The 21651-nt window shown below is 72.7% G+C and carries 11 protein-coding genes; 9 read left to right on the top strand and 2 right to left on the bottom strand.

Going from position 1 to position 21651, the window contains the following annotated elements; genetic code table 11:
- The first annotated feature begins 7 nt into the window (after positions 1–7).
- The 3 genes from ACFY0P_RS38500 (at position 8) to npdG (ending at position 3170) form a co-directional block, all read left to right on the top strand.
- Positions 8–1294 carry a cytochrome P450 gene (locus ACFY0P_RS38500; protein ID WP_388924303.1) on the top strand — a complete coding sequence of 429 codons (1287 nt, stop codon included), beginning with the start codon at positions 8–10 and terminating at the stop codon, positions 1292–1294.
- A 109-nt stretch (positions 1295–1403) separates the two neighbouring features.
- Entirely contained in the window at positions 1404–2342 is a 939-nt protein-coding gene (locus ACFY0P_RS38495; protein ID WP_388924300.1) for a TIGR03619 family F420-dependent LLM class oxidoreductase, read from the top strand.
- A gap of 99 nt (positions 2343–2441) precedes the next feature.
- The gene (gene npdG, locus ACFY0P_RS38490; RefSeq protein ID WP_388924297.1) at positions 2442–3170 is read left to right on the top strand and encodes an NADPH-dependent F420 reductase; all 729 of its coding nucleotides are present in this window, start codon (positions 2442–2444) and stop codon (positions 3168–3170) included.
- Between the two features lie 414 nt (positions 3171–3584).
- Here npdG and ACFY0P_RS38485 read toward each other — a convergent pair whose 3' ends face one another.
- Positions 3585–4064: a hypothetical protein gene (locus ACFY0P_RS38485; RefSeq protein ID WP_388924294.1), complete on the bottom strand. Its 480-nt coding sequence runs from the start codon at positions 4062–4064 to the stop codon at positions 3585–3587.
- 198 nt (positions 4065–4262) lie between these two features.
- On the opposite strand from ACFY0P_RS38485, the gene purB reads away from it, so the two are divergent.
- Together purB and mug are read left to right on the top strand one after the other, a co-directional pair.
- On the top strand, positions 4263–5708 hold the full coding sequence (gene purB / locus ACFY0P_RS38480) for an adenylosuccinate lyase (protein ID WP_388924291.1): 1446 nt from the start codon (positions 4263–4265) through the stop codon (positions 5706–5708).
- Positions 5705–6250 carry a G/U mismatch-specific DNA glycosylase gene (mug, locus tag ACFY0P_RS38475; protein WP_388924447.1) on the top strand — a complete coding sequence of 182 codons (546 nt, stop codon included), beginning with the start codon at positions 5705–5707 and terminating at the stop codon, positions 6248–6250. Before purB ends, mug begins: the two co-directional genes overlap by 4 nt.
- Before the next feature lie 248 nt (positions 6251–6498).
- Here mug and panD read toward each other — a convergent pair whose 3' ends face one another.
- Positions 6499–6918 (bottom strand): aspartate 1-decarboxylase, encoded by a 420-nt coding sequence (gene panD, locus ACFY0P_RS38470; RefSeq protein ID WP_388924288.1) that lies wholly within the window; start codon positions 6916–6918, stop codon positions 6499–6501.
- A 453-nt stretch (positions 6919–7371) separates the two neighbouring features.
- Between panD and ACFY0P_RS38465 the strand changes: the two genes are divergently transcribed.
- The 4 genes from ACFY0P_RS38465 (at position 7372) to ACFY0P_RS38450 (ending at position 21648) form a co-directional block, all read left to right on the top strand.
- On the top strand, positions 7372–7632 hold the full coding sequence (locus ACFY0P_RS38465; protein ID WP_388924285.1) for an acyl carrier protein: 261 nt from the start codon (positions 7372–7374) through the stop codon (positions 7630–7632).
- Positions 7633–7782: 150 nt separating this feature from the next.
- Positions 7783–7968 (top strand): MbtH family protein, encoded by a 186-nt coding sequence (locus tag ACFY0P_RS38460; protein WP_388924282.1) that lies wholly within the window; start codon positions 7783–7785, stop codon positions 7966–7968.
- A gap of 58 nt (positions 7969–8026) precedes the next feature.
- Positions 8027–20083 (top strand): amino acid adenylation domain-containing protein, encoded by a 12057-nt coding sequence (locus ACFY0P_RS38455; RefSeq protein WP_388924279.1) that lies wholly within the window; start codon positions 8027–8029, stop codon positions 20081–20083.
- Entirely contained in the window at positions 20077–21648 is a 1572-nt protein-coding gene (locus tag ACFY0P_RS38450; protein ID WP_388924276.1) for an amino acid adenylation domain-containing protein, read from the top strand. Before ACFY0P_RS38455 ends, ACFY0P_RS38450 begins: the two co-directional genes overlap by 7 nt.
- The last annotated feature ends 3 nt before the right edge of the window (positions 21649–21651 follow it).

Here is a 21651-nt window from a genome sequence, read left to right as displayed (position 1 = left end):
CCATGCGATGACGACCGAGACCCCGACTGCCGCCGTGCACGAACCGCTGCCGCTGGCGGACGTCAACCTCGCCGACCTGGACAACTTCACCGACGGGACCACCCCGTGGCGCATGTTCCACACCCTGCGTCACCAGGACCCGGTGCACTGGCAGCCCGAGGAGGCTCCCAACTCCGGCTTCTGGGCGGTGACCCGGCACGCCGACATCGCCCGCGTCGACCGCGACGCCGAGACCTTCACCTCGACGAAGTTCGTGAACCTCGAAGAGGTCGACGAGGACCAGATCAAGAAGCGCGCCTCCATCCTGGAGATGGACGGCGTCCGCCACCGCGCCCTGCGCAACGTGATCCAGCGGCAGTTCGGCGCGAGCGTCATCAACAGTTACAGCGACTTCCTGCGCGGCCTGACCGCCAAGACGCTGGATGCGGCCCTCGCCAAGGGCACCTTCGACTTCGTCGCCGACGTCTCCGCCGACTTCCCCATCAACGTCCTGGCCCGGCTCCTCGACGTGCCGCCGGAGGACAACCAGCAGCTCATCGACTGGGGCAACCGCATCATCGGCAACACCGACCCCGACTACGCCGACGTCCTGCTGCACAGCGCGGAGAGCGAGAAGTACCGCGATCTGCCGTTCCGCTCCCCCGCCTCGCTGGAGGTCTTCGAGTACGGCCGTGAGCTGGCCCGGCAGCGGCGCGGCGGCGACGGCACCGACCTGGTCTCCAGGCTGGTGAACACCACCCCGAAGGACGGTGCGCCGCTCTCGCCGCAGGACTTCGACAACTACTTCCTGCTCCTGGTCGTGGCAGGCAACGAGACCACCCGCCACACCATCACCCACTCCATGCTGGCCCTGCTCCAGCACCCCGAGCAGCTGGCGAGGCTGAAGGACGACCCGTCGCTGATCCCCACGGCGGTCGAGGAGTTCCTGCGCTGGGCGTCCCCCGTCTACCACTTCCGCCGTACCGCGACCCGCGACGTCGAACTGGGCGGCAAGCGGATCAAGGAGGGCGACAAGGTCGTCATGTGGTACGCCTCCGGCAACCGCGACGAGGAGGTCTTCGGCAACCCCTACGACTTCGACGTCACACGCCGGGACAACGACCACGTCACCTTCGGCAAGGGCAGCCCCCACCTGTGCCTGGGCAACCTCCTCGCCCGCACCGAGATCCGCATCATGTTCGAGGAGCTCATCCCGCGCATCGCCGACATCAAACTCGTCGGCGACGTCCCCCGCGTGCGCTCCAACTTCGTCAACGGCATCAAGAAGCTGCCGGTCGAGGTCACCCTCGCCTGACCGCCTGCCGCAGCCGCCCGGACGGCTGCGGCTGCCGGGGCGCCCCGCCCCGAACGAGCGGCGCCGCTCACGTCTGCCCTCAACCACGCTCGTCCCGAGGATCACCACGATGACCACTCCCCGCATGCAGCTCGTCCTGAGCGAGAACTGGACCATGACCGGAGGCCGCGCGGATCTGCCGACCGTGATCCGCTGGGCCCGCGAGGCCGAGGACGCCGGATTCGACTCCGTCATGATCAGCGAACACATCGTGCTCGGCCCCGACGCCGGAGCCAATGGCGTGATGGGCAACCCCCGCGACTACGCCCTGCCCGGCAACCAGGACCCCCATACACCCTGGCCCAACTCCCTCATGCTGCTGAGCGCGATCGCCGCTGTCACCGAGCGTCTGCGTCTCGCCGCCTCGGCGGTCATCGCTCCCCTGCGGCATCCCCTGCTCCTGGCCCGTGAGCTCGGCACCCTGGACCTTCTCTCCGAGGGCCGTCTGATCGTGCTGCCCAACGTCAGCTGGAGCCGGGACGAGTACGCGGCACTCGGTGTCCCGTTCGCCCGGCGTGGCAAGCTCCTCGACGAACACCTGGAGATCTGGGCGAAGTTGTGGGGCCCCTCTCCCGTGTCCCACGAGAGCGAGTACTACACCTTCCAGGACGTGTACTTCGAGCCCAAGGCATACCGCCCGGACGGCCCCCGACTGTGCTTCGGCGGCGCGGGCATGCACGAGGCGATGGTCCGCAGGATCGTCCGGTACGGCCACGCCTTCAACCCGCTGGGCAAGGTGACGCCCGAGCACATGCAGACGCTGAAGACCGCGATGGCCGCCGCGGGCCGCGACATCGCCGACCTGGAGATGATCGGCGGCACCCGCGCCGTGTTCCCCGACGACGACTCCTGCGCCGACCTGGCCCAGGCTCTCGAGCCCATCCCCGAGCAGATGGCCCAAGGATTCACCACCTTCTGCGTCAAGCCCTCGCAGTTCACCGACGATCCGAACGGGGTGGGCGCGTTCTGCCGCGAGGTGATGCGCCGCGTGGAGTTGCTGACCGTCTGACGGCGCCGCCGATGTCCCGCATCGCGGCCCCAGCAGCCCGCTGACGACGAGCGGCACCGGGCCGCGGAAGAACGAACCGAACGAGCCAAGGACCACAGCATGACGACTCCCGACGAAGCCGCCGGCACCCGCCCCTCCACTTCCGCTGAAGCCACTCGACACGATCCCCATCGCCTCCCCGATGTGTCCGGCCTGGTGGTCGGTATCCTCGGCGGCACCGGACCGCAGGGGCGCGGTCTCGCCTACCGGCTCGCCGGCGCGGGCCAACAGGTCGTCATCGGCTCACGGGACGCCGCCCGGGCCGCCGCCACGGCAGCAGCCATCGGCACTGACGTCCGCGGCGCTGACAACGCCACCACCGCACGGCAGAGCGACCTGGTGATCGTCGCCACTCCCTGGGAGGGACACGCCGAGCTGCTGGCCACGCTCCGCGCGGAACTCGCCGGCAAGATCGTGGTCGACTGCGTCAACCCTCTCGGCTTCGACAAGAAGGGCGCCCACGCGCTCAGACCCGAGGAGGGCAGCGCCGCCGAACAGGCCGCCGCGCTGTTGCCGGACTCCCGGGTGACCGCCGCATTTCACCATCTCTCCGCCGTCACTCTGGAAGACCGGCAGGTCGAGAAGATCGACACCGACATACTCGTCCTGGGTGACGAACGCGCCGCCACCGACACCGTCCAGGCACTCGCCTCACGCCTCCCGGGCGCACGCGGCCTCTACGGCGGACGACTGCGCAACGCCCACCAGGTGGAGTCGCTGGTTGCCAACCTGATCTCGGTGAACCGCCGCTACAAGGCCCACGCCGGCCTGCGCATCACCGACGTCTGAGAAGACGTCAGGATAATCCTTGAGCCGGGCCGCGAACGTCTCCGAGACGCGTTCGGGCAGCACGTCCGCGGCCCGACCTGCTTCGACGTCGACGAGCACAGTGCCGTAGCTGCAGCCCTTGCGGAAGGGAATTCGTCCCCAGCACCCGCGGGGCACGGTCCGGCACCGCCGGTGCTGTCAGCAGTCTGAGCAGCCGGTTCCGGCCCGCGGCCAGCCGCAGCCGACGGCATAACCTCGCGGCCGACCGCCCACCCGACGGGGGACGAACGCAGCCGGCCCGTCAGCCCGTGCTGGAGCGGCGGTGCCGCTCGGACGGCACCTGCTCAGTGAACCTCCGAGAACAGTTCTTCCAGTCGCAGAAGTACCGGCGCACCCACAGGCGCACTACGACCCGACGGGGGCCCACGGGCGTCATCACTGGCCCGCATGGCCTGTGATCAGGCCGCGCGGCTGAGCCGGGCTGATAACGGCGGCATGCCCGACAAGTTCCCGGGTGGCGGGCGGATCAGCGCCGCGATCTGCGGCATCACGAAGGCGGCTCGACTTCACCCGGCAGGACACCGCACACTGCTGACCAGCGACAACACCACCGCCCACAGAAGGGCCCTCCAGGGGCCTGAGAGGGTCGTAGTCGACGTCCGTGGCCATCACGTAGACCTCTGCGATGACCAGCGGGTCGAGGATCGCGCCGAGCAGCAGGGCGACCACGATGGACGTCTTCCCGGGGCCCATGATGCCGCCGACGATCCAGTTCTTCCCCATGAGCCGGCCGATCATCTGGCCACCGCGCTGGAAGACAGCGACCGGCACGCCATTGAAGTAGTCGGTGGTGCCCTCGGTGAGCAGCGGCCACGGCGGTACGGCGCCGTTGCGGATCCCTGGTCGGCCACCCACAGGTCGAGGACGCCGGGCATCAAGGTACGTTGTGCCCAAGAGGACGGGCCGGCCACCGAATCCTGACGGCGGCAACGGCCGTCTCACACTCGTCCCACAGACCCACCGGAGAGCGCAGGTCGGAGTGCACGCGACCTGCGCTCTCCGGATTGCAGGACGTCCCGGACCCCTCACATACGCCAGGTAAACTCCGTACACGTGACTTCAGCCGCGCCCGCCAAGCCCCGCATCCCGAACGTCCTCGCCGGACGCTACGCCTCCGCCGAGCTCGCCACGCTCTGGTCGCCCGAGCAGAAGGTGAAGCTGGAGCGGCAGCTCTGGCTCGCCGTGCTGCGGGCCCAGAAGGACCTCGGGATCGAGGTGCCGGACGCGGCGATCGCCGACTACGAGCGGGTCCTCGACACCGTCGACCTGGCCTCCATCGCCGAGCGCGAGAAGGTCACCCGGCACGACGTGAAGGCGCGGATCGAGGAGTTCAACGCCCTCGCCGGCCACGAGCACGTGCACAAGGGCATGACCTCCCGGGATCTGACGGAGAACGTCGAGCAGCTCCAGATCCGGCTCTCGCTCGAGCTGATGCGGGACCGTACGACGGCCGTCCTGGCCCGCCTGGGCAGGCTGGCCGGCGAGTACGCCGAGCTGGTCATGGCCGGCCGCTCGCACAACGTGGCCGCACAGGCCACCACCCTCGGCAAGCGTTTCGCGACCGCCGCCGACGAGCTGCTTGTGGCCTACGGCCGCGTCGAGGAGCTCCTCGCCCGCTACCCGCTGCGCGGCATCAAGGGCCCGGTCGGCACCGCCCAGGACATGCTGGACCTGCTGGGCGGGGACGCGGCGAAGCTGGCCGAGCTGGAGGACCGGATCGCACGGCACCTCGGCTTCTCGCAGGCGTTCACCTCGGTCGGCCAGGTGTACCCGCGCTCGCTGGACTACGAGGTGGTGACCGCGCTCGTCCAGCTGGCCGCCGCCCCCTCCTCCCTGGCCAAGACGATCCGGCTGATGGCCGGGCACGAGCTGGTCACCGAGGGCTTCAAGCCGGGGCAGGTCGGCTCCTCGGCGATGCCGCACAAGATGAACACGCGGTCCTGCGAGCGCGTCAACGGCCTCATGGTGATCCTGCGCGGCTACGCCTCGATGACCGGCGAGCTGGCCGGCGACCAGTGGAACGAGGGCGACGTGTCCTGCTCGGTGGTGCGCCGGGTGGCCCTGCCGGACGCCTTCTTCGCGCTCGACGGTCTGCTGGAGACCTTCCTGACGGTCCTCGACGAGTTCGGCGCCTTCCCGGCCGTCATCGCCCGCGAGCTCGACCGCTACCTGCCTTTCCTGGCCACCACCAAGGTGCTGATGGGCGCGGTGCGCGCGGGCGTCGGCCGTGAGGTCGCCCACGAGGCGATCAAGGAGAACGCCGTCGCCACCGCGCTCGCGATGCGCGAGCAGGGCGCCGAGCGCAACGACCTGCTCGACAAGCTCGCCGCCGACGAGCGGCTGCCGCTGGACCGCGAGCAGCTGACGGCGCTGATGGCCGACAAGCTGTCCTTCACGGGCGCGGCCGCCGCCCAGGTCGGTGTCGTCGTCGGCCGGATCGAGGAGATCGTCAAGCAGCACCCCGAGGCGGCCGGTTACACGCCCGGAGCGATCCTCTGAGCCGCTTCACTCAGGCGGAGCTGGAGGCCGCCCGCGACCGTCTCGTCCCGGACGTGCTCGCGGACGGCCTGCACGTCCTGTTCTGCGGTATCAATCCCGGCCTGATGACGGCGGCCACGGGCCACCACTTCGCCCGTCCCGGCAACCGCTTCTGGCCGGTCCTGCACCTGTCCGGCTTCACCCCGAGGCTGCTGAAGCCCGCGGAACAGGGCGAGTTGCTGTCGTACGGGCTCGGCATCACGAACGTGGTGGCACGGGCGACCGCGCGCGCCGACGAGCTGACGGCCGCGGAGTACACCGAGGGCGGGCGCCTGCTGACGGCCAAGGTGACGCGGGTCCGGCCGAGGTGGCTGGCGGTGGTGGGCGTCACGGCCTACCGGGCCGCCTTCGCCGACCGCGGGGCTCAAGTCGGTCCGCAGGAGCGGACGATCGGGGACACTCGCGTGTGGGTGCTGCCCAACCCCAGCGGGCTGAACGCGCACTGGACGGCGGCGACGATGGCGGAGGAGTTCGGGCGGCTGCGGGTGGCGGCGGAGGGCTAACCTCAGGGCCGTGAAGTCACGGGGCCGGCACGATTCCCCAGGCTCTTCGAGCTGTGGATTTACCGGAAGTGTCCTGGCCTCAGGCGTCATCGCCGCCACCGTCATCGACCTCGCGGGCACCATCGGCCGACCTGCCCTGGCCGAGCCGCCCTGGCCGAGCCGACGACGCCGGTGGCGTGTGCGGTGACGGATGGTGAAGAGGTACGGCACGTGCCTCTTCACCATCCGCCGCCCAAGTCCGCCTCTCGTCAGACCGTGTGCGTCTCGCTGCCGTCGAGCAGGCCGTGGCCGCCAGGGGCTGTGCTGAGGGCCGTGCCCTCGTCGATGATCTCGTTGCGCTCGTTGACGAAGACGACCCTGGGCTCGACCTTCGCCGCGTCGGCGTCCGGTACCGCCGCGTAGGCGATGATGATCACGAGGTCGCCGTTCTGGACGAGGCGGGCCGCGGCGCCGTTGACGCCGATGATGCCGCTGCCCCGGGGGCCCTCGATCACGTAGGTCTCGAACCGGCTGCCGTTGTTGATGTCCACGAGGTGGATCAGCTCGCCGGGGAGCAGGTCGGCGGCGTCCATGAGGTCGGCGTCGAGGGTCAGGGATCCGACGTAGTTCAGATCGCACTGGGTGATCGTGGCCCGGTGGATCTTCGATTTGAGCATGGTTCGGAACATGGCTGTCGCCTTTCGGGGTGGGCGCCTTCTGGTCTTCAACCACGAGAAATTCGATACCGGCCGTTGGAATCGGCCCGTACATGACCGACGTGAGCCCGTTCCAGAGGATCCTGGGCGGCGGTGAACGAGCATTCCAGCAGAAATTCAGTTTCGGTAGAGGCGAATTCCCGTGACACTCCGGGAAGATCTCCACCTGGCCGGGCAGGCACCCCTTACGCCCTTTTATCGCTGGTCAGGGCGGATCCCACCGGCCCCTCGGGTGTCGTATGTCGCCCACTCACTTTCATGCCGTGCAGGTTGATGAGCGGGGGCGGGGCTGGAGCCGGCATCCGTATCGCGTTCACAGTGAGGAAGCGTCGAGGGCATGGAAATGACCTCGGTCGCAATACCACGGAATCACCGCTTCACAGAATCACGGAATCCCGAATGATTCGGCCTTGAAGGGAGCAGAGGGTGACGGTGGAAATCACGACACAGGAGGCCCAGGAGATCGCCGGGAAGATCGCCGTGGTCTTCCAGGAGGTGCTGGGCGCGACGGAGGTGCCCGACACCCGCAGCGGGTTCCTGGACATCGGCGGCGACTCGCTGACGGCCGCCCGCGCGGTGTCCCTCATCAGCTCGCGGCTGGGTGTGCGGATCACGGTCCGCGACCTGTTCCGGGAGCGGAACGCCGACGCGCTCGCCCTCGTGGTGGTGCGCCGCCTGGCTTCGTAGCGCCCCGGGCGGTCGGCCGCTCCGGCTCGACCAACCCGTTCTGCAACGCGGACCCGCCCGGCCGATCCGGCACGGCGGGCTCCGGGCCGGCCCGTGACGGTGCCGGTCGTCCGATCGCACGTCCGCAATGACTTTTCGAGAGGTGAGGACATGGTGGCTCAGACGTATCGCGTGGTGGTGAACGGCGAGGAGCAGTACTCGATCTGGCCCGAGGGACGGGACCTGCCCGACGGGTGGTTCGACGAGGGCACCTCCGGCACCAAGGAGGAGTGCCTCGACCACGTCGAGCGGGTCTGGACCGACATGCGGCCGCTCAGCCTCCGCCGGGCGCGGTGACCGAACTGCCATGACGACGTGGACCGGAGAAGCCGCCGGAGTGGAAGAGCCGGCTGCGATGAAGAGGGAACTGACCGCCGAGAAGCGTGAGTTGCTCAAGCAGCGGCTGCTCGGGAGGTCCCGAACCGCTGCGGCGCCCGTGGGCGCCCCGGGTGCCGTACCGCGCCGTCCTGGCACCGAGGGCGCCCCGTTGGCGCCCGTCCAGCACAACCTGTGGGTCGCGGACCGCCTGTTGTCCGACAACTCCACCTTCAGCGTCCACCGCGTCCTGCGCCTGACCGGGGCGCTGGACCGCGACGCGGTCCGCCGGGCGCTGGACGCCCTGGTGGAGCGGCACGAGACGCTGCGCATGGTGTTCCGGGACGACAGCCCGCCCCGTCAGGTCCCGCTGCCGCCCGCCCCGGCCGCGCTGCGCACCGTCGACCTGTCGCATCTTCCCCCGGTCGCGCGGCCGGCGGCGGCCGTACGGGTGGCCGAGGAGGAGATCGCGGGGCCCTTCGACCTGGAGCGCGGCCCCGTCTTCCGGGCCGTCCTGGTCACCTGCGACGACAGCACCCACGTCCTGGTGCTGAACCTGCACCACTGCGTGGCCGACGAATGGTCGTGCGGTGTGCTGGGCCGCGAGTTCGGCGCCCTGTACGCGGCGTCCGCGCGGGGGGTCACCGACCTCGCGAAGGTGTTGCCGGAGCTTCCGGTGTCGTACCGGGACTACGCGCACTGGCAGTCGGAGCGGCTCTCCGGTGACCTGCTGGAGCGGCAGCTCGCCTACTGGCGTTCGGCCCTGGACGGGGTGCCGCCGGTCCTGGAACTGCCCACCGACCATGTGCGTCCCCCCACCCCGTCGTTCTGGGGGCACGGCGCCCGCCGACTGCTGTCCCCCGAGGTCGGTGCGGCGCTGCGGGACTTCGCCCGGCGGCACAACGTCACCCTCTTCACCGCCCTGCTGTCCATCTTCGCGGGCTACCTGCACCGCTGGAGCGGTGGACAGGAGCGCTTCTCGGTGCTGACGCCGGTCTCGGGCCGGGTCGTCGGTGACACCGAACCGCTCATCGGCATGATGGCGAACACCCTGCCGCTGGCCGTGGACGTCAGCGACGACCCCGGTTTCGCCACGCTGGTGCGGCGCATGAACGCGGTGGTTCTCGGGGCTCTGGAACACCAGGACGCCACCTTCGAGCAGTTGGTCGCGGACTCCGGGCATCCCCGGGACGCCTCCCGCAATCCGCTGTCGCAGGTCATGTACCAGTGCATCGAGTCGCGTGAGCACGTGTGGGAGCTGCCCGGTGTCACGGTCGAGCGCGAGCGCATCGGCATGGCGTCCGCGAAGGTGGACCTGTCGTTGGTCGCGGCGAACCTCGACGAGGGGGTCCGGCTCGACCTGGTGGGTGAGAGCACGCTGTTCGAGCCGGCGACGGTGGAACGGATGCTCGACTCGCTGGTCGAGGTGGTGAGCCGCGCGGTGGCCGCGCCCGACACCACCGTCGGCCGGGTGGACCTGCTCTCCGACGAGGAGCTCGCCCGGGTGGTCGAGGACTCCCTGGGCTCCGGAGCCGCGACGCCCGACGGCACCGTGCTGGACCTCTTCGCGGCCGTCGCCGCCGCCACGCCCGACGCCACCGCGGTCACCGCGGGCGGAACCCGCCTCACCTACCGGGAACTGGACGAGCTGTCGGACCGTACCGCTGCACGGCTCCGCGCGGCCGTGCCGGGACCCGGCGCGCTGGTGGGGATCCATCTGCCCCGCTCCGAGCGGATGGTGGCCACGCTGCTCGGGGTGTGGAAGGCCGGCTGCGCCTTCCTGCCCCTGCCTCTGGATCACCCCGAGGAACGCCTGCGGACCATGGTGGAGGACGCGGGGGCCGCGCTCGTGGTCACCGAACCGGGGCGGGACGCGCTGTTCGGCTCGGCTCCGTCGCTGCACGTCGGCCCCGGCTCCGAGGACCTCGCCACCGGCACCGTGCCCGCGCCCCGGGACCACGACGCGCCGCGCGCCGACGACCTCGCCTATCTGATGTACACCTCGGGCTCCACCGGCCGCCCCAAGGCCGTGGCGATCGAGCACCGGGGGCTCGTCAACTTCCTCAGCGGCACCGCGCGTCGGCTCGATGCCGGCGCGGGCGACGTGTGGCTCGGCCTGACCGGCATCGGGTTCGACATCGCGCTGGTCGAGATGTTCCTGCCGCTCACCACCGGCGGCCGGGTGGTCCTGGCTCCGGAGGGGGCCGCGCAGGACGGTGACGCCGCGGTCGCCACGGCCCGGGAGCACGGGATCACCCATGTGCAGGCGACCCCGTCGGGCTGGCGGGTCCTGCTCGCCTCGACCCAGCGGCTGCCGCGGCTGGCGGTCGCCATGACCGGCGGTGAGTCGCTGCCGCCCGCGCTCGCCGCCGAGCTGCGCCTGGCGGCCGGACGTGTCCTCAACTGCTACGGGCCCACCGAGTCCACGGTGTGGGCCACGTACGACGACGTCACCGATCCGGCCGCGGACATCACCGTCGGCACCGGCGTCGACCAGGTCGCCGTCCATGTCCTCGACGCCGCGATGCGCCCGGTGCCCGTCGGCGTCCCGGGTGAGCTGTACGTGGGCGGGCCCGGGGTCGGGCGCGGTTACCACGCGCGGCCGCGGCTGACGGCGGGGGCCTTCGTGCCGGACCCGTTCGGGCCGCCCGGGGCGCGCCTGTACCGCTCGGGCGACGTGGGCGCGCGACGCCCCGACGGCCGTATCCGTTTCTTCGGCCGCGACGACCACCAGGTCAAGATCCGCGGCCACCGCATCGAACTCGGTGAGATCGAGGCCCGGTTGACCGCGCACCCGGACGTGGCGCACGCCGTGGTCGTGGTGGACCGCAGTCCCGCCGGGGACCGGCTCGTCGGTTACGTCGTCGGGGACGTCACGGAGGACGCGCTGAAGCGCCACCTCACGGCCGCCCTGCCCGTGGCGATGGTGCCCGCCGTCTTCGTGCCGCTGGAGAGCCTGCCGCTGTCGCCGAACGGCAAGGTCGACCGCCGTCGGCTGCCCGCCCCGCGCAACGAGGCTCCCGCGGAGCGCAGGCCGCCCGCCGCCGGGGCCGAGCGGGTCCTGGCCGGCATCTGGAGCCGGCTGCTCGACGTCCCGTCGGTGGCGGCGCAGGACAACTTCTTCACCCTGGGCGGCGACTCGGTGACCGCCGTGTTCCTCGTGTCGCGGGCCCGGGAGGCGGGGTACGTGTTCACCGCGCGCCAGGTCTTCGCCCATCAGACCCTGTCCGAACTCGCGGCCGTCGCCGTCGCGTCGGACGACGGGGCGGCGGCCGGCGGCGTGGACCCGGGCGACTTCCCGCTGGCCGGTCTCGACCGGGAGGGACTGGAGCGGGTCCTGTCCGGGCTCTCCGCCGAGGACGTCCAGGACATCTATCCCTGCACCCCGCTCCAGGCGGGCATGCTGTTCCACAGCCTCCACGACGGCGGCGGGGACTCCTACTTCACCCAGTACCGCTGGGAGATCGAGGGCGACCTCGACCAGGACGGCCTGATCGCCGCCTGGCAGCACGTCCTGGACCGGCACGACGCGCTGCGCTGCTCCTTCCGCTGGGAGGGCCTGGAGCGCCCGCTCCAGATCGTGCACCGCCAGGTGCGGGCCGACTTCACCGTCCTGGACTGGTCCCGGGTCCCGGCGGACGAGATCCCGGGGCGCCTGGAGGCGCTGCTCGCCGGGGAACGCGACGCGGGTTTCGACCTGTTCCGGGTTCCGCCCCAGCGGTTCCATCTCATCCGCACCCGACCCGACCACCACCACCTCGTGTGGCACAACCATCACATCCTGGCCGACGGCTGGAGCGTCGGGCCGCTGCTCAACGAGGTCTTCGCGACCGCCACCGCGCGCCGCACGGCGGGGCGCCCCGCGCGCGAGCTGCCCGCACCGGTGTCCCATCGCGCCTACGTGGAGTGGCTGGCGGAACAGGACCCGCGTGCCGTCGAGCGGTACTGGCGCGACGCCCTGGCCGGTTTCGTCGAGCCCACCTCGCTCCCGGTGGTGCGACCGGCGTCCCCGGACACACCCGCCGGAGCGGCCAGAACGGTCGAACTCGCCCTGACCCCGGAGCTGACGGAGGCGCTGTCGCGGCTCGCCCGTGAGCGGGGGTGCACCCTCGGGACCGTGTTCCAGGGTGCCTGGGCCCTGCTGCTGGGCCGCTGGAGCCGGAGCCGTGACGTGCTCTTCGGGCTGACCGTCTCCGGGCGTTCGGTCGACCTTCCGCAGGTGGAGCAGATCGTGGGGCTGCTCTCCAACACCCTTCCGGTGCGCGTGCGCTGGGAGGACGACGACCGGCTCGACGACTGGCTGGGCCGCCTGGCCGGGCAGTCGGCAGGGCTGCGCGACGTCGAGCACACCGCGCTGACCGACATCCACGACTGGTCGGACGTGCCGGGCGACAAGAGGCTGTTCGACAGCATCCTCGTCCTGCAGAACCTGGCGGTGGCCGAGCGCGCCGATCTGGGCGGGCTGTCGCTGCGCATGGGTCCCGTGCACCAGAGCAGCGGCTATCCGCTGATGCTGACCATCCGTACCGGCCCGGCGGGGGCCGTCCTCCAGCTCCTCCACGACGACCTCCGGGTCGACTCCGGTGACGCCGAGCGCCTGCTGGCGTCGTTCGGCCGCCTGCTCGACGCCTTCGTGGAGCGACCGGGCACCCGGGTCGGGGAGTTGGCGATCCTTCCGGACGCCGCCCACGACACCGTCGTACGCCGCTGGAACGACACCGCGCACGCGTTCCCCGCCGCCACGACCGTGCCCGCGATGATCGCGGAGCAGCGCACGCGCACGCCGCACGCGGCGGCGGTGGTGTACGACGAGCGGGAGTGGACGTACACCCGCCTGGACGAGGAGGCCACGCGGCTGGCGCGGCGGCTGCGGGCCGCCGGAGTGCGGCCGGGTGACCGGGTGGGCCTGCGGCTGGACCGCTCGGCGACGATGATCGCCGCGGTGCTCGCGGTGTGGCGGGCCGGCGGCGCCTACGTCCCGCTGGACCCCGAGTACCCCGACGCCCGGGCCGCCTTCGTACTGTCGGACTCCGGGGTACGGGTCCTCCTCGCCAGCGAGGAACCCCCCGCGCGGTCCGTCCCGGACGGGGTGACGGTCGTCCGCGTCGGTACCGCTGACGACCCGGCACATCCGGAGCCCTCGTCCGCGGAAGCGGCGGGGAGCACCGGCGACGGTCCCGGCCGCGACGACGTGGCCTACGTCCTGTACACCTCCGGCTCCACCGGCCGCCCCAAGGGCGTCGAGGTCACCCATGCGGCGCTGGCCCACCTGACGGCCGCCATGACGCACGTGCTGGAGCCCACCGGCGCGCAGACGTGGCTGGGACTGACCGCCCTGTCCTTCGACATCTCCACCGTGGAGATGTTCGTGCCGCTCACCTCGGGCGGCCGGGTCGTGGTGGTCCCGGAGGAGGGACGCTGGGACGCCGCCGCCCAGCGGGCCCTGATCCACAGGCACCGGGTCAGCCATGTGCAGGCCACCCCGTCCGGGTGGCGGCTGCTGCTGGCCGCCGGGTTCGGCGCGGCGGACGGCGTCGAGGTCGGCCTCGTCGGCGGCGAGGCGCTGCCGCACGCCCTGGCCGGCGAGCTGCGTACGGGCCTGCCCCGGCTGATCAACGTGTACGGCCCGACCGAGGCCACTGTCTGGTCCACCTGGGACGACGTCGACCCCGCCCAGGACGAGGTGACCATCGGGCTGCCCCTGCCCAACACCTCCGCCCACGTCCTCGACGAGGCCATGCGCCCGGTGCCGATCGGCGTGCCGGGCGAGCTCTACCTCGGGGGCGCGGGCGTGGCCCGCGGATACCTGGGGCGCGCCGGGCTGACCGCGCGGCAGTTCGTACCCGACCCGTTCGGCGCCCCCGGCGCCCGGCTGTACCGCACCGGTGACCTGGCCGCGCGGCGGGCGGACGGCCGTATCCGCTTCCTGGGCCGGGACGACCACCAGGTCAAGATCCGCGGCCACCGCATCGAACTGGGCGAGATCGAGGAGGCGTTGACCCGCCACCCGGACGTGCGGCTGGCCGCCGTCACCGTCCACCGGGACGCGGCGGGCGAGGAGTTCCTCGTCGGCCATGTCGCTGGCGACGCGCCCGACCCCGCCGCGGTGCGGACGTTCCTGCGGGGCGAGGTGTCCCGGGCGATGGTGCCCGACCGGCTCGTCGTCCTGGAGAGGATGCCGCTCAGCCCGGCGGGCAAGATCGACCGTGCCGCGCTTCCCGCCCCTCAGGCGGCCCCGGAGGCCCCGTCCGCGCGGACCGCGCCCCGCGGACCCGTCGAACGGGTCCTCGCCGACATCTGGGCCCGGGTGCTGGGCACCGGCGACATCGGGGTGGACGACGACTTCTTCGCACTGGGCGGCAACTCCCTCAAGGCGGTCACGGTCTCGGCTCTCGCCCGGGAGGCCGGACTCACCGTCACCACCCGGCAGATCTTCGCCCACCCCACGGTGGCGGAACTCGCGGCCCAGGGCGGCGAGGCACCGGCTTCGACGCCGCCCGCGGAGACCCGGCCGTTCGCGTTCACCGGGCTCGACGCCGAGACCCTGGACGGGCTCCTGCACACCGTGGGCAGGGAGGGCACCGAGGACGTGCTGCCCCTGTCGCCCCTGCAGACCGGGCTGTTCCTCGACACGCTGGCGGAGACCGGCGACTACGTGCGTGTGTTCGCCGTCGACATCGAGGGCGACTTCGACCGGGCCGCCTTCGAGGACGCCTGGGCCCATCTGGTCGACCGCCACGCGATCCTGCGGTCCACCTTCCACTGGGCCCACCTGCCCCGCCCGGTCCAGGTCGTCCGCGCCGCCGCGCCGCCGCGCTTCCGGTACGCCGACCTCACCGCTCTCCCAAAGGACCGGCGTGCCGGGCGGCTCGCCGAGCTGACCGCGGCGGAGGAGAGGACCGTCTTCGACCTCGGCGCCGCTCCGCCCTCCCGGTTCCTGCTGGTCCGGGTCGCCGAGGACCGGCACCGGTTCGTGTGGACCACCCACCATGTCGTCTTCGACGGCTGGAGCCTGCACGCCCTGCTCTCCGAGGCGTTCGCCGTCTACCGCAGCCGTCACGAGACCGGCCGGCTGCCCGTCCTCGCGGACCCGCCGCCGTACCGGGAGTACCTGCGCCGGCTCGCCGAGCACGACACCCCCGAGGAGGCCGAGCGCGAGAGCGCCCACTGGCGGTCCCGCCTGGCGGGGTTCACCCGGCCCACTCCCCTGCCCGGCAGCCGTCCCACCGGGGCCGCCACGGGGCTGTGGCACGCCCGGCGCACCCTGCCGGCCGCGCTCGGCGACGAGCTGGAGCGGGCCGCCCGCCACCACCACGTCACCGTCGGCACGCTGGTCCACACCGCGTGGTCCCTGCTGCTGAGCCGGACGAGCGGGGAGCGGGACGTCGTCTTCGGCACGACCGTCTCCGGCCGCTTCGGCGACGTCGAGGGGGTCGAGCGGATGGTGGGTCTGCTGATGAACACCCTGCCGCTGCGCGTCGACGTGGACCCCGGGGCACCCCTCACCGAGCTGCTGCGCGACGTCCAGCAGCGGGTCACCGAGGTCGCGGGGCGCGCCCATGTCGCGCTGCCGGCCGTGCAGCGGGCGAGCGAGGTGGCGCCGGGACGGCGGCTGTTCGACAGCCTGCTCGTCTACACCGACACCGGCCCCGGCGGTCTGCCGCAGGGCGTCGTCCCGGTCGCCGAGGGCGAGGCCCGCGACACCGGCTACCCCCTGGTCCTGGAGGCCACCCGCGCCGACCGGCTGACCCTCAGCCTGAGCTGCCAGAGGTCCCACTACGACCAGGTCACCGCCGACCGGCTGCTCGCCCAGGTCGTGCAGCTGCTGACCGGCCTCGCCGAAGACCGACGCGGCCCGGACGAGCAGGACGGCCCCGGCGCCGCCGGGGGACCGACGCTGGTCGCCGAGATCCCGATGCTGTCGGCGGAGGAGCGCGAGCGGATCGTCCACACCTGGAACGAGACCGTCGTCCCCTTCCCGGACGACCGCACCCTGCACTCCCTGGTCGCGGCGCAGACCGCCGGCACCCCGGACGCCGTCGCCGTCAGGCTCGGCTCCGACACCTGGACCTACGCCGAACTCGGGGCGCGGGCCGAGCGGGTGGCCGCACGGCTGTATCGGGAGGGTGTCCGTCCCGGCGACCTGGTCGCGCTTTGCACCGAACGCTCCTTCGAGCACGTGGTGGGCCTGCTGGGCATCCTGAAGGCGGGTGCCGCGTTCGTGCCCGTCGACCCCGACCACCCCGCCCGGCGCCAGGCGTACCTGCTCGCCGACTCCGGGGCCCGGGTGGTGCTCACCCAGACCCGGCTGCTCCCGGCACTACCCGCGGACACGGCCGCCCTCGTCCTGGCGCTGGACGACCCCACGGCCTGGCCGGAGAAACCCGGTTCCGGTCCCCGGCCGGACGCGCTGCCCGCCGACCTGTGCTCGCTGTACTACACCTCGGGATCGACCGGCGCGCCCAAGGCGGTGGCCTCGCACCACGCGGGCTGGGTCAACCGCATGACGTGGATGCAGCGCCGGCACGGACTGCGGCCCGGCGAGGGCGTCCTGCACAAGACCACCCTCGGTTTCGACGACGCGGCGGTGGAGATCCTGTGGCCGCTGATCACCGGGGGCCAGGTCGTGCTGCTGCCGCCGGGGGCGCACCGTGACGCCCACGCGATCGCCGAGTCCGTCGCCCGGCACGACGTGGTGCACGTGCAGTTCGTGCCCAGTGTGCTGGAGGTGTTCCTGGACATCCTCACCCCGGAGCGGGCCCGGTCGATGTCCCGGCTGCGGTCCGTCCTCACCAGCGGTGAGGCACTGCGCCCCGCCCTGGTGCGCCGGTTCCTGGAGGTGTTCGGGGAGCGGGTGAGCCTCGACAACACCTGGGGTGCCACCGAGGTGTCCATCGACTCGACCTGCCGTGTGTGCACCGCCGAGGACGCCGTCCCCGACACGGGCGCCGTGGCCCTGGGACTGCCCATCGACAACAACACCGTCCACGTCCTCGACGCGGCGATGGAACCCCTGCCGACCGGCGCCACCGGCGAACTCTTCATCGGCGGCCCCGGGCTGGCCCGTGGTTACCACGGCCGGTTCCGGCTGACCGCCGAACGGTTCGTGCCGGACCCCTTCGGGCCGCCCGGCTCCCGGCTCTACCGCACCGGCGACCTGGGACGCCGGCGGGCCGACGGCGTCCTGGAGTTCGCCGGCCGCGCCGACCACCAGGTCAAGCTGGGCGGAGTGCGCGTCGAACTCGGCGAGATCGAGGACGCGTTGCGCCGGGCGCCGGGCGTCCGGGACGCGGTCGCCGACGTACGGACCGTGGCCGGTTCCAGAACGCTCGTCGGGTACACCGTCGGCGGCGACGACCCGGACCGTACGCTCGCCGCCCTGCGCGCGGAGCTGCCCGACGTCATGGTGCCGAGGTTCCTCGTCGCCGTGGACTCCGTCCCGCTCAACGCCAACGGCAAGGTGGAGCGGGCCGCCCTGCCCGATCCGGACCCCGCCGCCCGCGAGGTGGCACCGGAGTCCCAGGTGGCTCCGCGCACCGCGACCGAGGAGGCCGTCGCCCGGATCTGGTGCCGGGTCCTCGGGGTGCCGCGCGTCGGGGTGCACGACAACTTCCGTGCGCTGGGCGGGGATTCCATCCTGCTGATCCACACCGTCGCCAAGGCGCGTGAGGCGGGCCTGTCCATCACCCCGAAGATGGTCTTCGAGCACCCGACGGTCGCCTCCCTCGCCGCGGCCTCGGACGAGGCGGCGGCCCAGGGCCGCTCCACCGGCGTCCACGCCGAGCAGGGCCCGGTCACCGGCGAGGTCCCCTTCGGACCGATCCAGCACCAGTACGCCGCCGTCGGGCCCCGCGACCGCTTCAACCAGAGCCGGCTCCTGCACGCCGCTCCCGAGATCGGCCCCGACGTCCTGCGGGCCGCGCTGCGGACCCTGATCGACCACCACGACGCGCTCCGGCTGCGCTGGAGCCGCCGGGAGGACCGCTGGCACCAGGACCTGGCGCCGGCGGGCGGCCACGACGACCCGCTCACGGTCGTGGACACCCCGCACGAGGCCGACGCCGCGGTGGAGGCCGCGCACGGCGGACTCGACCTGGCCGGGGGCCCGTTGCTGCGTGCCGTGCTGCTGCGGCACACCGGGCAGCTCCTGCTGGTGGTCCACCACGTGGCCGTCGACACCGTGTCCTGGCACATCCTGGTCGAGGACCTCGCCACCCTGTGCGCCGGGGGTGAACTGCCCGCCAAGACGACCTCCGTCCAGCACTGGGCGCGGCGGCTGGGCGAGCACGCGCACAGCGCGGAGTTCGCACCCGAGGCCGCCTACTGGGCGCTGCCGCGTCCGTCCGCCGCGCCGCTGCCCATGGACCGGGAGGCCGGTGACAACACCGAGGGCCGGACCCGCTCCACGCGCGTCGTCCTCGCGGCCGGGGCCACGGCGGGCCTGCTGCGCCAGGCCGCCGCGCGGCGCGGCGCCGAGCCGGAGCACCTGATGCTGGCGGCACTGGCCCGCACGCTCACCGAGGCCACCGGCGATGACACCTGCGCGATCGACGTGGAACGGCACGGCCGTGAGCCGCTGTTCGACGACGTCGACCTCACCCGCACGGTCGGCTGGTTCACCAGTGTGCAGCCGCTGCTGCTCACCCGGCCGGAGTCCGGCGCCATGGACGCCTGGATCGACGTGGTCGCCGAGCACACCCGCACGCCCGCCGGGCGCGGCATCGGCCATGGACTCGCCCGGTACCTGCGCGGGGACGACGGCAGCGCACCGGCGGCCCAGCTCTCGTTCAACTACCACGGCCGCCGGGACACCGCTCCCGCCGGGGACGCGCCGCTGCGGCCCCTTCCCCGGTCGCTCGGCGAGCACGTCGACCCGGAGCAGCGGCGCTCCCACCTCGTGGAGATCGAAGCGGCGGTCCTCGACGGCGAGCTGCACCTCGAATGGCGTTACGCCGCCGACCACTTCGACGCCGGCACGGTACGCGCACTGGCCGAACGGCACCTGGAACACCTCACCGACCTGGCCGCCGCCCCGCCCGAGGAGACACGTGTGCCGGCGGAGCCTTTCGTGCGGCGGCTGTTCGCGGGGGCTCCGGCCCCGAGGCTGCCGATGCTGCGGCACCGGGTACCGGGCGTGGCGATCGCGCTGATCGACGACGGTGACCTGCGCGGGGCCTGGGGCTTCGGGGTCCTCGGGGCCGACGACCCGGCCGAGGTCGACGAGCGCACCGTCTTCCAGGTCGGCTCGATCAGCAAGCACGTCACCGCGCTGGGCGTGATGGCCCTGGTCCAGGACGGGCGGCTCGATCTCGACACCGACGTCAACCGGATGCTCACCTCCTGGCGGCTGCCCGGTGACGGGGTCACCCTGCGCCATCTGCTCACCCACACCGCGGGGCTCGGCGCGCAGTCCTACGACGGCTACCGCGCGGGCCTGCCGATGCCCAGCCCGGCGCAGGTCCTCGTCGGCGGTCCGCCCTCGCTGACCCCGCCGGTCAGGCCCGTGGGCCCGCCCGGATCGCCGTACCTGTACTCGAGCAGCAACTTCACCGTGGTGCAGCAGGTGCTCCAGGACGTCACGGGGCAGGAGTTCGCGCCGCTGATGCGCGCGCTCGTCCTGGACCCGCTGGGCATGCGGGACAGCGACTTCGCGCCGCGCGTGCCGGATCTGCCCGGCACCACGCTGGCCCGCAACCACCAGGCGTCGGGCGCGCCCTACCCGGAGGGCTGGCACCTGTACCCGGAGTCCGCCGCGGGCGGCCTGTGGTCCACACCCAGGGACCTGGCCCGGGTCGCCGTCGAGATCCAGCGGGCGGTCACCGGTGGCCCGGCGGTCCTGCTGGGTGCGGAGGCGGCGGCCGAGATGCTGCGCCCCCACCCCGGCACCCCGGGAGGCCTGGGCACCGCGGGCAAGCCGTACGGCGGCCGCCGGTGGTTCGGACACACCGGGGGCGTCCCCGGCTTCCGTTCGCTGACCTGGGCCGACCCGGACCGCGGTCTGGGCCTCGTCGTCACCGCCAACTCCGACGCCGGTGAGGACTTCCTTCGAGAACTGCTGCACGACCTCGGGGTCGGATTGGAGGACGCACGATGGTGACGATCGACGCCGCGTTCCGCCGGTGGGCGGTGCGCGACCCGGACGCCGTGGCGCTGCGCGCGCCCGGCACCCGGATGACCTACGGCGAGCTGGACCGGGCCGCGACCCGGATCGCCCGCGGTCTGCTCCGGCTCGGGGTGCGGCCCGGGGAGCTGGTCGGGGTGGCCGCCACCCCGTCACCGGGCTTCGTGGTGTCGGCCCTGGCGGTGCTCCGCGCGGGCTGCGCCTATCTGCCGATGGATCTGACGTACCCGCAGGAGCGGCTGGCGCACATGCGCCGGGACAGCGGCATCCGCGTCCTGGTGTCCTCCGGCGACGGCGGCGACCTGCCGCCGGCCCTCGGGGACTGCGAGATCCTCGACCCGGCCGCCGACACCGGTGACGACGGAGACGCCCCCTTCGCGCCCGGTGCGGCGGAGCTGTCCGCGCCCACGGACCTGGCGTACGCGATGTACACCTCGGGATCGACCGGCCTGCCCAAGGCGGTGCTGGTCGAGCAGCGCAACGTCACCGCCTTCGCGCTGCGGCAGGACTTCGCGGCGCTCGGGCCCGGCCGGACCATGCTCCAGAGCAGTTCGTTCTCCTTCGACGCGTCGGTGCTGGAGATCTGGGGGGTGCTGCTGCGCGGCGCCTGCCTGGCCTTCCCGCCGGACGGCCTGCTGACCTCCGCGGAGCTGGGCGAGGTGCTGGCCCGCGAGGAGGTGACCGACCTGTGGCTGTCGTCGGGCCTCTTCCACCGGATCGCCGACGACGTGCCCGAGGCGCTGGCGCCGCTGCGCACCGTGATCACCGGCGGTGACGTGGTGTCCCCGGCCCGGGTGCGGCGGGTGCTGGAGACCAACCCCGGGCTGACGGTGGCGCACATCTACGGGCCGACCGAGACCACCGTGGCCATCTGCCGCCGGCTGCTCACCCATCCGGACCAGGTGGAGTCCCCGCTGCCGCTGGGCACCCCCATCCCCGGCGCGAGCCTGCACGTCATGGACGAGCGCGGACGCCCCCTCCCGGCGGGCGCGACCGGCGAGCTGTGGATCGCCGGGGAGACCGTCTCCCGCGGCTACCACGACCGCGCCGAGCTCACCGCGGAGCGTTACGTCACCGACCCCGGGACGGGACGGCGCGCGTACCGCAGCGGCGACCTCGGCCGCAAACGCCCCGACGGCACGGTGGAGTTCGTCGGCCGTGCCGACAGCCAGGTCAAGATCCGGGGCTTCCGCATCGAGCCCGGCGAGATCGAGGCGACGCTCGGCGAGGCACCCGAGGTGCGCTCCTGCCTGGTCACCGCACGCGTCGCGCCGCCCGGCGACAAACGTGTCGTCGCCTATGTCGTGCCGCGTGACACGGGGCCGCTGCGCGCCGCCGACGTGCACCGTTTCCTCGCCGGGCGGCTGCCGCGCCACATGCTGCCCTCCGAGTACGTGGCGCTGGACGCGCTGCCCCTGGACGCCAACGGCAAGGAGGACCGGCGCCGACTGCCCGAGCCCGCCTGGGGGCGCGGCAGCCTCGCCGTGCTCGACGTCGTCCCCGTTCCCGCCGCCCCGGCCGCCCTGCCCGAGAGGATCTGATCG

Source organism: Streptomyces sp. NPDC001714, assembly GCF_042892755.1.
Taxonomy (GTDB): Bacteria; Actinomycetota; Actinomycetes; order Streptomycetales; family Streptomycetaceae; genus Streptomyces.
Note: the sequence above shows the minus strand (reverse complement) of the source record. Positions and strands in the feature narration are given on the sequence as shown.